The sequence below is a fragment of the Streptomyces sp. NPDC088812 genome (genome assembly GCF_044750285.1).
Classification (GTDB): Bacteria; Actinomycetota; Actinomycetes; order Streptomycetales; family Streptomycetaceae; genus Streptomyces.
This window is the reverse complement of record NZ_JBIVJP010000022.1, coordinates 163,361-176,820: the sequence shown is the minus strand read 5'-3', so window position 1 is coordinate 176,820 and position 13,460 is coordinate 163,361. Positions and strand designations below refer to the sequence as shown.

Sequence of the window (13,460 nt, the reverse complement as noted above, 5' to 3'; positions counted from 1 at the left end):
ACCGGACTTCTGCTTCTCTCGGTGGTGTTGTCAAGGTGCGACCGGCCCCGCCTTTCGTCGCATGCAGGGCCAGGGTGGCTGCTGGTGGAACGGACGGCGCCCCGCGGGGAGTTCCCGCGGGGCGCCGTACTTTTCCGGAACATCCTTCGTTTTCAGGACTGTTCGGAAGTGGTCATGTTCTGTCGGCTACGGATGGTTGCTTGTGCTCAGCCGGAGGCCGGGCACAGCTCGGCTCGGCTCAGCTCGGCTCAGGCCTTGCGGGCCCGCACCGTCTTCTTCGCCGGCGTCGCCTTCTTGGTGGTCGAGGCCGCCTTCTTCGTCGCCGCGTTGTTGACGGACGTCGTGGCGGACGCCGTCTTCCGCGCCGTCGACCTCGCCGCGACCGCCTTCTTGGCCGCGGTCCCGCGCGCCGGCTTCACCGGTGCCGCGTCGCTGATGCGGTCGGCTCCGAGGATCTCCCGCAGGAACTTGCCGGTGTGACTGGCCGGGACCCCGGCGACCTCCTCCGGTGTGCCCTCGGCGACGACCAGGCCACCACCGGCGCCACCCTCGGGGCCCATGTCCACGACCCAGTCGGCGGTCTTGATCACGTCGAGGTTGTGCTCGATGACGATGACCGTGTTGCCCTTGTCGACCAGGCCTGCGAGGACCTTGAGGAGCTTGCTGATGTCCTCGAAGTGCAGACCCGTGGTCGGCTCGTCCAGGACGTAGACCGTGCGGCCGGTGGAACGCCGCTGCAGCTCGCTGGCGAGCTTCACGCGCTGCGCCTCACCACCGGACAGGGTGGTCGCGGACTGCCCGAGCCGGACGTAGCCGAGGCCGACGTCCTTGAGGGTGTTGAGGTGCCGGGCGATCGCGGGAACGGCCTCGAAGAACTCCGTGGCCTCCTCGATCGGCATGTTGAGCACGTCGGCGATGGACTTGCCCTTGTAGTGGACCTCCAGGGTCTCCCGGTTGTAGCGGGCGCCGTGACAGACCTCGCACGGGACGTAGACGTCCGGAAGGAAGTTCATCTCGATCTTGATCGTGCCGTCGCCCGAGCAGTTCTCGCAGCGGCCGCCCTTGACGTTGAAGGAGAAGCGGCCGGGCAGGTAGCCGCGGACCTTCGCCTCGGTCGTCTCGGCGAAGAGCTTGCGGATGTGGTCGAAGACGCCGGTGTACGTGGCGGGGTTCGACCGGGGGGTGCGGCCGATGGGCGACTGGTCGACGTGGACGACCTTGTCGACGAGGTCGTCGCCGTCCACGCGCGTGTGCCGTCCCGGCACGTTCCTCGCGCCGTTCAGTTCGCGGGCCAGGTGGGTGTACAGGATGTCGTTGACCAGCGTCGACTTGCCGGAGCCGGACACACCGGTGACCGCGGTGAACACGCCCAGGGGGAAGGAGACGTCGATGTCCTGGAGGTTGTTCTCGCGGGCGCCGTGGACCGTGAGCTGCCGGGACGGGTCGCGCGGGCGCCGTACGTCGGGCACCGGGATGGCCTTCTTGCCGGACAGGTACTGACCGGTCTGCGACTCGGCGTTCGCGAGCAGTTCCTTGAGGGAGCCGCTGTGGACGACCTTGCCGCCGTGCTCGCCGGCACCGGGGCCGATGTCGACGACCCAGTCGGCGATCTTGATGGTGTCCTCGTCGTGTTCGACGACGATGAGCGTGTTGCCCATGTCGCGCAGCCGCACGAGGGTCTCGATCAGCCGGTGGTTGTCGCGCTGGTGCAGGCCGATGGACGGCTCGTCGAGGACGTACAGGACACCGACGAGGCCGGAGCCGATCTGCGTGGCCAGGCGGATGCGCTGGGCCTCGCCGCCGGAGAGCGTGCCGGCCGCGCGGTTGAGCGAGAGGTAGTCGAGGCCGACGTCGACCAGGAACCGCAGCCGCTCGTTGACCTCCTTGAGCACGCGCTCGGCGATCTTCTTGTCGCGGGCGTTGAGCTTCAGCTCACCCAGGAACTCGGCGCAGTCGCTGATGGACATGGCGGCGACCTCGGCGATGGACTTCTCCATGATCGTGACCGCGAGGACGATCGGCTTCAGTCGGGTGCCCTCACAGATGGGGCAGGGCACCTCACGCATGTAGCCCTCGAAGCGCTCGCGGCTGGCGTCACTCTCGGCCTCGCTGTGCCGGCGCTTGACGAAGGGCACGGCACCCTCGAAGGGCGTCGTGTACACGCGCTCGCGGCCGTACCGGTTGCGGTAGCGGACCTCGATCTGGGTCTTGTGGCCGTACAGGAGCGCCTTCCTGGCGCGCTGCGGCAGGCCCGCGAAGGGGATGTCCGTCCGGAAGCCCAGCGCGTCCGCGAGGGCGCCGACGAGGCGGCCGAAGTAGTCCTTGGTGTGGCCGTGCGACCAGGGGTGGATGGCCCCCTCGTCCAGGGACTTGTCCTCGTCGGGGACGATCAGCTCGGGGTCGACCTCCATGCGCGTTCCGATGCCGGTGCACTCCGGGCAGGCGCCGAAGGGCGAGTTGAAGGAGAAGGAGCGGGGCTCCAGTTCCTCGAAGGACAGGTCGTCGTACGGGCAGTAGAGGTGTTCCGAGTACATGCGCTCGCGCTCGGGGTCGTCCTCGGGGAGGTCGACGAAGTCGAGCACGACCATGCCGCCGGACAGCCCGAGGGCGGTCTCCACGGAGTCGGTGAGCCGTCGCTTGGCGGACTCCTTCACCGTGAGGCGGTCGACGACCACCTCGATGGTGTGCTTCTCCTGCTTCTTCAGCGTGGGCGGGTGGGAGAGCTGGACCGTCTCGCCGTCCACGCGGGCGCGGGAGTAGCCCTTGGTCTGCAGATCGGCGAACAGGTCCACGAACTCGCCCTTGCGCTCGCGCACGAGCGGCGACAGCACCTGGAAGCGGCTGCCCTCCGGCAGCTCCAGGACCCTGTCGACGATGGCCTGCGGCGACTGGCGCGAGATCGGGCGGCCGCACTCGGGGCAGTGCGGCTTGCCGATGCGCGCGAAGAGCAGACGCAGGTAGTCGTAGACCTCGGTGATGGTGCCGACCGTGGAGCGCGGATTGCGCGACGTCGACTTCTGGTCGATGGAGACGGCCGGGGAGAGGCCTTCGATGAAGTCGACGTCCGGCTTGTCCATCTGGCCGAGGAACTGGCGGGCGTACGAGGAGAGCGACTCCACGTAGCGCCGCTGGCCCTCGGCGAAGATCGTGTCGAAGGCGAGCGAGGACTTGCCCGACCCCGACAGACCCGTGAAGACGATGAGCGAGTCGCGCGGCAGGTCGAGCGAGACATTCTTGAGGTTGTGCTCGCGCGCGCCACGGACGATGAGACGGTCGGCCACGCCGGTCCGCACCTTTCTTGAGAGAAGTGACAGGGGCGGGGCCCCCGTCTTCCTCAGACTAGGGGGAGCCACTGACAGCGCCGGTCGGGATTCACCGGATGACAACAATCCCCGGCCTTCCAGCATGCCCCATGCCGCCACCGACCATATAGCACGTGCATTCGATTTACGGCCGCGGTCCGTCACCTTCACCCGAAGGAGTGGCAGCGCTAGTGTCAGCGCCATGACTGATCACGCTCATGACCTGGGGTGTGTACGGGAAGCGACCGAGCGGCTGCTCGCCGCGGTCGCCGCGCTGGACGACGCGGCAGTGACCGAGTCGTCACGTCTGCCGGGCTGGAGCCGGGGACACGTCCTCGCCCATCTGGCACGCAACGCCGACGCTCTGGTCAACGTCCTTCAGGGCCGGCCCATGTACGCATCGGGCGCGGCCCGGGAGGCGGACATCGAGCGGGACGCTTCCCGTCCCCCGGAGGTCCAGCTGGCGGACGTCCGGGACAGCACGGCCCGCTTCCTGGAGGCGGGCGCCGCGCCCGCCGACTGGTCGCGCACGGTCGAGCTGCGAGGCGGGGTCACCGACTCGGCGGCCCGGGTTCCGTTCCGGCGGTGGGCCGAGGTCGAGCTGCACCATGTGGACCTCGGGATCGGTCACGAGCTGGAGGACCTGTCGGCGGAGTTCACCGAGCGGGAGATCGACTTCCTGGCCCGGCGGTTCGCCGGGCGTCCCGACGTGCCGCCGACCCGGCTGACGGACGGCACGCGCGCGTGGCACACCGGCCGGGAGACCGGCGATCCCGAGGTGACCGTCGCAGGGTCCCGCGCGGACCTCCTGGGCTGGCTCGCCGGGCGCCGCGACGGCTCGGCCCTGGACGTCGACGGAGGTCCCCTCCCGTCCCTCCCGCCGCTATAGGCTGCCGTCATGACGTACAGCGGAGAGGTGAGGGTCGGCGGCCCGGCCGACGTGCACGAACTCAAGGACCTCATGATCACCAAGATCGCGGTCGGTCCGATGGACAACAACGCCTATCTGCTGCGCTGCCGGGCCACGGACGAGCAGCTGCTGATCGACGCGGCCAACGACGCGCACACGCTCCTCGGCATGATCGGTGACGACGGCATCGCATCCGTCGTCACCACCCACCGTCACGGTGACCACTGGCAGGCGCTCGCCGACGTCGTGGCGGCCACGCGCGCGCGTACGTACGCCGGCCGGGACGACGTCGAGGGCATCCCCGTGCCGACCGACGTCCCCGTCGACGACGGCGACGTCGTCCGGGTGGGGAACGTGGAGCTCACCGCACGCCACCTGGTCGGACACACCCCGGGCTCGATCGCCCTCGTCTACGACGACCCGCACGGCCACCCGCACGTCTTCACGGGCGACTGCCTCTTCCCGGGAGGCGTGGGCAACACCTTCAAGAACCCCCAGGCGTTCACCAGCCTGATCCACGACGTCGAGACGAAGCTCTTCGAGGTGCTCCCGGACGAGACCTGGGTCTATCCGGGACACGGCAACGACACCACCCTGGGCGCCGAGCGCCCGCACCTGCCGGAGTGGCACGCGCGCGGCTGGTGAGCCACCCCGCACGCCAGCGGTGTCGTGCGCACCTGCGCGCCCGCGGCGTGGCGCACGCCCGCGCTCCCGCGACGGCGCACGCCCCCTGTGTACCTGCGCAGTGCGTACACAGGGGGCGTGCGCCGTCTTATGCGCACCCCGTATGAACGACGTGCACGTGCTGGTGCCCCACGCGTGCTCCCCCCGCACCTCCCCGCGCGGTCGACCGGTGGCACCCCCACGCGGGACGACGCCCCCGCACGGCCTGGGCCGCCGACCTTCTCCCGCCCCTCGGCCGGCGAGGGCCCAGGTGCTCTCGAACGCCCCTTTCACACGGCCGCAACACCCGTTCCCACAGGGTGGACAGTCGCTGATGTGATCTCGACAGAACACGGCCTTCACTGCCACTCTCCCGCCATGCCTTCTGACCCTCGTCTCCTGCGCCGCGCCGCCGTCGGCGTCACCTCGGTCCTCCTCGCCACCGCAGTCGGCTGCGCACCGCAGCCGGAGGACAACGCGGCCGCCGCGCCGTCCGGTTCGGCCGGGAGCACCTGCGCCAAGAGCACGCTGGCCACCAAGACCTCCGGCAAGCTGACGATCGCCACCGACTCACCCGCGTACGAACCGTGGTTCAAGGACGACAAGCCCGCCAACGGCCAGGGCTTCGAATCGGCGGTGGCCTACGCCGTGGCGGAGCAGCTCGGCTACGCCGAGAACGCCGTGGTGTGGCAGAGCGTGCCGTTCAACAAGGCCTTCGCGCCGGGTGAGAAGACCTTCGACTTCGACATCAACCAGGTGTCCATCAGCGACGAGCGCAAGAAGGCCGTGGACTTCTCGTCCGGCTACTACGACGTGCGCCAGGCCGTCATCGCGCTGAAGGGCACGAAGGCCGCGAGCGCGACGAGCATCGCGGACCTCAAGGGCCTCAAGCTGGGCGCCCAGGTCGGCACCACCAGCCTGGACTACGTCGACGACGTCGTACAGCCGACGCGGGCCGCCGCCGTCTACGCCAAGAACGACCAGGCCAAGTCCGCGCTGAAGAACGGCCAGGTCGACGCCATCGTCACCGACCTGCCGACCGCCTTCTACATCACCGCCGCCGAGGTGACCGACGGCACCATCGTCGGCCAGTTCGAGAACCAGGGCGGGACGCCGGAGCAGTTCGGGCTGGTGCTCGACAAGGGCAGCGCGCTCACCTCGTGCGTGACGGCCGCCGTCGACGCCCTCCGGCAGAACGGCACCCTGGCGAAGATCGAGCAGCAGTGGCTCTCCGACGCCGTCGACGCCCCGGTGTTCAAGTGACGGTCACCGAGGAGGAGCCCGGCCCCGAGGGCGCGGACGACAGCCCGAACGTGCCCGACAGCGGCCCCGGGAACGGCGAGGAGGGGCCCGGCCGCGGGTACGTCCCCTCGCGGCGGCGGCTGGAGCGCGAGCGCTACCGGCGCACGCGAGCCCGCCGCGCCACGGCGATCGCCGCGCTCTCGACCCTGGTCACCGCCGTCGCGCTCTATCTGATCGTCGTCAGCGCGCCCGGTTGGCCCCGCACCAAGGAGACGTTCTTCGACGGGCGGTACGCGCGCGAGGCCTTCCCGAAGGTCCTGGAAGGGCTCTGGCTGAACGTCCGCCTGCTGTTCGTCTGCGGCGCCGCCGTACTGGTCCTCGGCATGGTCATCGCCGTGGCCCGGACCCTGCGCGGCCCTCTTTTCTTCCCCCTGCGCGTACTGGCGGCGGCGTACACCGACTTCTTCCGCGGACTGCCGCTGATCATCAACCTGATGATCGTGGTGCTGGGTGTCCCGGCACTGCGTCTGCAGGGGGTCACCGTCGACCCGGTTCTGCTCGGCGGCACGGCACTGACCCTGACCTACTCGGCGTACGTCGCCGAGGTGTTCCGCGCGGGCATCGAGTCCGTCCACCCCTCGCAGCGCGCGGCGGCCCGCTCGCTGGGCCTCACCAACCGGCAGGCCCTGCGGTACGTGGTGCTCCCCCAGGCCGTGCGCCGTCAGGTGCCCCCGCTGCTGAACGACCTGGTGTCGCTGCAGAAGGACACCGGTCTCGTGTCGATCGGCGGCGCCATCGACGCCGTGCGCGCCGCCGACATCATCGTGGGGCGCAGCCTCAACTACACGCCGTACATCGTCGCGGGTCTGGTGTTCGTGGCGCTGACCATTCCAATGACGCGTTTCACGGACTGGGTGACGGCCCGGATGGACCGTCAGCGGGCCCAGGGAGGAACGACATGAGCGACACGTCCGCACGGCCCGGCGGTCGGCCCGCTTCCCCCGACGGCTCACCCGTGCTGCGGATGGAGTCCGTCCGCAAGACCTTCGGCGGTTCCGTCGTCCTCCGGGACGTCGATCTGGAGGTCGCCCCGCACACGGTGACCGCGCTGATCGGCGCCTCCGGCTCCGGCAAGTCCACCCTGCTGCGCTGTGCCAACCTGCTGGAGGACATCGACGACGGGGCGATCTGGCTGGACGGTGAGGAGATCACCGATCCGCGCGCCGACCAGGACGCGGTACGGCGCCGTATCGGCGTGGTCTTCCAGGCGTACAACCTCTTCCCGCACATGACCGTGCTGGAGAACATCACGCTCGCCCCGCGCCGCGTGCACGGCGTCGCCCGATCCGAGGCCGAGGAACGCGCGCGGGAGCTCCTGGAGCGGCTCGGGCTCGGCGGCAGGGCGGGCGAGTACCCCGACCGGCTCAGCGGCGGCCAGCAGCAGCGTGTCGCCATCGTGCGCGCCCTCGCCGTACGCCCACGGCTGCTGCTCCTCGACGAGATCACCGCGGCTCTCGATCCGGAGCTGGTGGGCGAGGTCCTGAACGTCGTCCGCGACCTCAAGGACGACGGCATGACCATGGTGCTGGCCACGCACGAGATGGGCTTCGCCCGGGAGGTCGCCGACCAGGTGTGTTTCCTGGACGCGGGTGTGGTGCTGGAACACGGCACCGCCGCCCAGATCTTCGGCGATCCCCAGCGGGAACGCACCCGACGCTTCCTGCGACGGATCGTGGAGGCGGGCCGCCTGTAAGGAGCGGGCACCTGGAGGGCGCGGCTTACACCGGCAGGCGGGTCACGCGTCCGCCCGCGCCGGCCCCGCCAGTGCGGCGACCCGCTCCACGCCGAACACGTACCCCTGCACGCCGCAGCCCGCGATGACGCCGTCGGCGCGCAGGGAGACGTACGAGTGGTGCCGGAACGACTCGCGCCGGTGGATGTTGGAGATGTGGACCTCCAGCACGGGCAGACCGTCGCAGGTGTTGAGCGCGTCCAGGATCGCGACCGAGGTGTGCGAGTAGGCGCCCGGGTTGATCACGATGCCGCAGTGGTTCACACGCGCCTCGTGGATCCAGTCGATCAGCTGGCCCTCGTGGTTGGACTGCCGGAAGTCCACCGTGCCCCCGTGCGCGGCCGCCGCCTTGACGCACAGCTCCTCGACGTCGGCGAGGGTGTCGGCCCCGTAGATCTCGGGCTGGCGCTGCCCCAGCAGGTTCAGGTTGGGGCCGTTGAGAATCATGATCGGGGCGTCTGCCAGGGTGCGGGGCACGGTTCCTCCGGTCCGTTCGACGTGGGGCGGCCCGTCGGGGACCGCTGCTCGAACCCGGTTTATCACGGTGGGACCGCAGGGCAGCAGGCCGTACCCTCCCTGCATGACGCCCCCTTCGTACCCGCCCAAACCCTCGCCCGGTGACCGCGTAGCCGTCCTCTCGCCGTCCGCGGGTCTGCCCGGGCTCTTCCCGCGCCCCTACGAACTGGGCCTGCGACGGCTGCGCGAGGAGTTCGGCCTCGAGCCGGTCGAGTTCCCGACGACCCGGACGATGGGTGCGACCGCGCAGCAGCGGGCCGACGACATCCACGCGGCGTTCGCCGACCCCGAGGTGAAGGCGGTCATCGCGTCGATCGGCGGCGACGACCAGATCACCGTCCTGCCGCTGCTGGACCGTGAGCTCCTCCGCGCGAACCCGAAGCCGTTCTTCGGGACGAGCGACAACACGAACCTGCTCGCCCACCTGTACAACACAGGCATCGTCGGCTATCACGGCGCGAGTGTGATGGTGCAGCTCGGCCGGCCCGTGGCCATGGACAAGCTGACCGCGGACTCCCTCCGGGCGGCACTGTTCACCTCCGGCGCGTACGACCTGCGGCCCGCCGAACGCTGGACGGACGTCAACCGCGACTGGGCCGACCCCGCGACGTTCGAGACGGAACCGGAGACCCGGCCCGGCACCGGATGGACCTGGCACAACGCCGACCGCGTGGTGGAGGGCCGCAGTTGGGGCGGCAGCCTGGAGATCGTCTCCTGGCTGCTGATGGCCGATCGGGAGATCGCGCACGACCTGTCCGAGTACGACGGTGGCGTGCTGTTCCTGGAGACCTCGGAGGAGCTGCCCAGCGCCACGGAGGTCTTCCGGATCCTCCGCAACATGGGCGAGCGCGGCCTGCTGCGGCGCTTTCCGGCATTGTTGATGGGCCGCGCCAAGACGTGGTCGTTCGAGCGTCCCCACAGCACGGAGGAGGGCGCGCGGTACGCCGCCGAACAGCGCGAAGCGGTGCTGCGTGCGCTGCGCGTGTACGCCCCTGACACCCTGGCCGTCTTCGACGTGGACTTCGGCCACACCGACCCGCAGCTCGTCATCCCCTACGGCGGGACGGTCCGCGTCGACGGGCCCGCACGGCGCATCACAGTCACCTACTGAGCCGACCGCCCACGGCGCGCGCTGCCGTGCGCCCCCGTAACCCCTCGTGACGGCGGGTAGTTGACGCGACATGCACGAAGCACGCACGGTGACCGCGCCCTCCATGACCCGGCTCGCGTCCGCATCGCTCGCGGGAACGGCCATCGAGTTCTACGACTTCTTCGTCTACGGAACGGCAGCAGCGCTGATCCTGGGTCCGTTGTTCTTCCCGACGTTCTCGCCGCTCGCCGGGACGCTGGCCGCCTTCGGGACGTTCGGCGTGGGCTTCGTGGCCCGGCCGCTGGGGTCGGTGCTCTTCGGGCACCTCGGGGACCGGCACGGACGGCGGCCGGTGCTCGTCGTCTCCCTCCTGCTGACCGGCGCCTCGACGGTCGCCGTCGGGTGCGTGCCGACGTACGGCTCGATCGGGGCGACCGCTCCCCTGCTGCTGCTCCTGCTGCGGTTCCTGCAGGGGCTCGGGCTGGGCGGCGAGTGGGGCGGCGCGGTTCTCCTGACCGCGGAGCACGCGCCCGCCGAGCGGCGCGGACTGTGGTCCAGCTTCCCGCAGGTGGGGCCCGCGGTGGGTTTCGTGCTGGCCAACGGGGTGGTGCTGGCCCTGTCGGCGACGCTCACCGAGGCGCAGTTCGCTCAATGGGGCTGGCGGGTGCCCTTCTGGGCGGCCGGGGTGCTGGCAGTGCTCGGGCTGTGGCTCAGGTCGTCGCTTCCCGAGAGCCCCCGGTTCCTGGAGATCGACGATCACGCGCGCGTGCCGCTCGTCGAGGTCGTGCGCTCCCACTGGCGGCTCGTCCTGCTGACCGCGGGAGGTATGGCCGTCGGGTACGCGATCTTCTACGCCGTGACGACGTGGTCGCTCGCCTACGCCACGGAGCGGCTCGGGGTGAGCCGCAACGTCATGCTGGCCTGCATCCTGGCCGCGGTGGTGGTCAAGGGCGCACTGACGCCCCTGGCAGCCCTGGCCGGTGACCGCCTCGGCCGACGGCCGCTGTGCCTCACCGGGTGCGCGGCGGCCGTCGTGTGGATGTTCCCGATGGTCGCGCTCCTGTCGACCGGCCGGCCACTGCCGATGTTCGTGGGCCTCCTGGGGGCGCTGATCGCGTTCATCACGATGTTCGCCGTGATCGCGGCGTATCTGCCGGAGTTGTACGAGCCGCGCGTGCGCTGCACGGGCGCGGCTGTCGGCTACAACCTCGGTGGTGTACTCGGCGGCGCGCTCACGCCCCTCGTGGCCACGGCCCTCGCGGAGCAGTCGGGGCGGGTGCCGTGGGGTGTGGGCGCCTATCTGACGGGCGTCGCGCTGCTCAGTCTGGGCTGTTTCGCCCTGCTGCCGGAGACCCTGCCGACACCGGTGGCGGCGACGGGTGCCGCTTCGAAGACGGCACCGGAGGCGGCCGCGGGGTGAGGCGGGGCGGCCGTCGTCCGTGGACGCGTCCGGGTGTGCCGACCGGCCTCACGGATTGATCGCGAGTTCCAGATAGGCGGCGAAGATGACCAGATGCACACCGCCCTGGAGCGGCGTGGCCCTCCCCGGCACCACCGTCAGGGAGGCCACCACGACCGTCAGGGCGAGCAGCACCATGTGGGTGGCGCTGAGGCCGAGGACGAGGGGGCCGGAGAGCCATATGGACGCGAGGGCGACGGCAGGGATGGTCAGGCCGATGCTGGCCATCGCGGAGCCGAGCGCGAGGTTGAGGCTGGTCTGCACCCGGTCGCGCCGGGCGGAGCGCAGCGCTGCGATGGTCTCGGGAAGCAGCACGAGCAGGGCGATGATCACACCCACCACCGCGTGGTGCAGGCCGGCCGCCTCCACGCCGGACTCGATGGTGGGGGAAACACCCTTGGCGAGCCCGACCACGCCGATCAGGGCCAGGCCGAGGAGCCCGAGGCTGATCAGGGCGGTCCGGGAGGACGGGGCGTCGGCGTGGTCGTCCGCGGTGATGACGCCGCCCTGCCGGGCGATCGGCAGGAAGTAGTCGCGGTGCCGTACGGTCTGGGTCGCCACGAACAGGCCGTAGAGGATCAGCGAGGAGAGCGCGGCGAAGGTGAGCTGGACGGCGGAGAACTCCGGTCCCGGCTTGCTGGTGGTGAAGGTCGGCAGGACCAGGCTGAGCGTGGCCAGGGTCGCGACGGTCGCGAGGGCTGCTCCGGTGCCTTCGGGATTGAAGATGGCCGTGCCGTGGCGCAGCGAACCGACGAGCAGACACAGCCCGACAACGCCGTTGCAGGTGATCATCACGGCGGCGAAGACCGTGTCCCTGGCGAGCGTCGTGCTCTTGTCGCCGCCGTCCGCCATCAGGGTCACGATCAAGGCGACCTCGATGATCGTCACGGCCACCGCGAGCACCAGGGATCCGAACGGTTCGCCGACCCGGTGGGCGACGACCTCCGCATGATGGACGGCGGCCAGGACGGCTCCGGCGAGGACCACGGTCACCAGGGCGACGACCGGGCCGGGCAGGTCGCGCCCCCAGGCCAGGGCCAGCAGGACGACCGCGAGCACGGGCACGAGGAACGTCCACCGGTTCGTGAGCGGCCTGAGCCAAGCGATCATGCTGCGATCGTCGCAGAGCGGTACGGGCTTCGCATGTCCGGCCTGGGCGTCTGGTTCTTGGCTCATGCGGCCGCTCCCTGGTCGTGCTGGTTCGGTCGTCGAGCGACGAGGCCGGCGGCGAACGGCCCGGGAGCGATGGCCGGCCGTGCGCCGGTCACCGCTCCCGTCGTCGCCTTGTCGTCCGGGGTCAGACGTCGAGACTGTCCTTCGGAGCACCTTCGCTCTCGTTCTGCGCCTTCTCGGCCGCCGCCTGCTTCCGGGAGGCCCGCAGGCTGGTGATCGTCGTGACGATCAGCACGGAGCAGATGACGCCGAGCGAGACGGGGATGCTGATCTCCGGGACGTGGACCCCGGACTCGTGCAGCGCGTGCAGCACCAGCTTCACGCCGATGAAGCCGAGGATGACGGACAGGCCGTAGCTCAGGTGCACCAGCTTCTTCAGCAGGCCGCCGATGAGGAAGTACAGCTGCCGCAGCCCCATGAGGGCGAACGCGTTCGCCGTGAAGACGATGTACGGGTCCTGCGTCAGACCGAAGATCGCGGGGATCGAGTCGAGCGCGAAGAGCACGTCGGTGGTGCCGATCGCGAGCATGACCACGAGCATCGGGGTCATGACCCGCTTGCCGTTCTGCTCGATCCACAGCTTGGTGCCGTGGTAGCGGTCGGCTACACCGAACTTGTGCTCAACGGCCCTGAGCAGCTTGTTCTCCTCGTACTCCTCGTCCTCCTCGTCGGCCCGGGCCTCCTGGATGAGCTTCCAGGCGGTCCAGATCAGAAAGGCACCGAAGAGGTAGAACACCCATGCGAAGCTGGCGAGGATCGCGGCGCCCGCGGCGATGAAGACGGCTCGCAGAACCAGGGCTATGAGAACGCCGACGAGCAGGACCCGCTGTTGGTACTGCGACGGGACCGCGAACTTCGCCATGATCAGGACGAAGACGAAGAGGTTGTCGACACTGAGGGACTTCTCGGTGATGAAGCCCGCGAAGAACTCTCCGGCGGGCTGGCCGCCACCGAAGAACAGCAGGCCGAGCCCGAAGAGTCCGGCGAGGGCGATCCAGACGCCGGTCCAGATGCCGGCTTCCTTGATCGACACGTCGTGCGGTTTGCGGCCGATGAAGAAGTCGACCGCGATGAGGACGGCCAGGCCCACGATGGTCAGGACCCACAGGGTCACGGAAACATCCACTGCGCCTCCGGCAGTACGTCACGGCAGGTAGTCAGCGTCGTCGCGCTGCCGGAGGTCTCTTCCACCCCGGGTCCCGGTTCACAGCACACGCATGGGACCGCACGGGCCGACGCCCCGGGATCTGGCTCGATCCGTATTGACGGGTACGCCGCAGCAGGTAGGGAGTACTCCCCTCCGTACGGAAAAC

General features: G+C 70.0%; 11 protein-coding genes. 7 read left to right on the top strand and 4 right to left on the bottom strand.

The window, feature by feature from the left end:
• Positions 1-248 precede the first annotated feature (248 nt).
• Positions 249-3,281 (bottom strand): excinuclease ABC subunit UvrA, encoded by a 3,033-nt coding sequence (gene uvrA / locus ACIP67_RS32915; protein ID WP_401696677.1) that lies wholly within the window; start codon positions 3,279-3,281, stop codon positions 249-251.
• A 223-nt stretch (positions 3,282-3,504) separates the two neighbouring features.
• Between uvrA and ACIP67_RS32910 the strand changes: the two genes are divergently transcribed.
• From ACIP67_RS32910 to ACIP67_RS32890, 5 genes are all read left to right on the top strand, one after another.
• Entirely contained in the window at positions 3,505-4,191 is a 687-nt protein-coding gene (locus tag ACIP67_RS32910; protein WP_401696676.1) for a maleylpyruvate isomerase family mycothiol-dependent enzyme, read from the top strand.
• A 9-nt stretch (positions 4,192-4,200) separates the two neighbouring features.
• The gene (locus tag ACIP67_RS32905; protein ID WP_401696675.1) at positions 4,201-4,857 is read left to right on the top strand and encodes an MBL fold metallo-hydrolase; all 657 of its coding nucleotides are present in this window, start codon (positions 4,201-4,203) and stop codon (positions 4,855-4,857) included.
• Positions 4,858-5,253: 396 nt separating this feature from the next.
• Positions 5,254-6,138: an ABC transporter substrate-binding protein gene (locus tag ACIP67_RS32900; RefSeq protein WP_401696673.1), complete on the top strand. Its 885-nt coding sequence runs from the start codon at positions 5,254-5,256 to the stop codon at positions 6,136-6,138.
• On the top strand, positions 6,135-7,079 hold the full coding sequence (locus ACIP67_RS32895) for an amino acid ABC transporter permease (protein WP_401696671.1): 945 nt from the start codon (positions 6,135-6,137) through the stop codon (positions 7,077-7,079). The genes ACIP67_RS32900 and ACIP67_RS32895 overlap by 4 nt, the downstream gene beginning before the upstream one ends.
• 62 nt (positions 7,080-7,141) lie before the next feature.
• On the top strand, positions 7,142-7,870 hold the full coding sequence (locus ACIP67_RS32890) for an amino acid ABC transporter ATP-binding protein (RefSeq protein ID WP_401696707.1): 729 nt from the start codon (positions 7,142-7,144) through the stop codon (positions 7,868-7,870).
• Positions 7,871-7,912: 42 nt separating this feature from the next.
• On the opposite strand, the gene aroQ is transcribed toward ACIP67_RS32890, so the two are convergent.
• Complete coding sequence (aroQ, locus tag ACIP67_RS32885) at positions 7,913-8,386, bottom strand: type II 3-dehydroquinate dehydratase (protein WP_401696670.1); 474 nt, start codon at positions 8,384-8,386, stop codon at positions 7,913-7,915.
• A 103-nt stretch (positions 8,387-8,489) separates the two neighbouring features.
• On the opposite strand from aroQ, the gene ACIP67_RS32880 reads away from it, so the two are divergent.
• Together ACIP67_RS32880 and ACIP67_RS32875 are read left to right on the top strand one after the other, a co-directional pair.
• Positions 8,490-9,536, top strand: coding sequence for a S66 peptidase family protein (locus ACIP67_RS32880; protein ID WP_401696668.1), 1,047 nt, complete (start codon positions 8,490-8,492; stop codon positions 9,534-9,536).
• 70 nt (positions 9,537-9,606) lie between these two features.
• Positions 9,607-10,935: an MFS transporter gene (locus tag ACIP67_RS32875; protein WP_401696666.1), complete on the top strand. Its 1,329-nt coding sequence runs from the start codon at positions 9,607-9,609 to the stop codon at positions 10,933-10,935.
• A gap of 48 nt (positions 10,936-10,983) precedes the next feature.
• On the opposite strand, the gene ACIP67_RS32870 is transcribed toward ACIP67_RS32875, so the two are convergent.
• Together ACIP67_RS32870 and ACIP67_RS32865 are read right to left on the bottom strand one after the other, a co-directional pair.
• Positions 10,984-12,084, bottom strand: a complete 1,101-nt coding sequence (locus ACIP67_RS32870; protein WP_401696705.1) for a calcium:proton antiporter — start codon at positions 12,082-12,084, stop codon at positions 10,984-10,986.
• A 187-nt stretch (positions 12,085-12,271) separates the two neighbouring features.
• Positions 12,272-13,273 (bottom strand): TerC family protein, encoded by a 1,002-nt coding sequence (locus ACIP67_RS32865; RefSeq protein WP_401696664.1) that lies wholly within the window; start codon positions 13,271-13,273, stop codon positions 12,272-12,274.
• Positions 13,274-13,460: the final 187 nt, after the last annotated feature.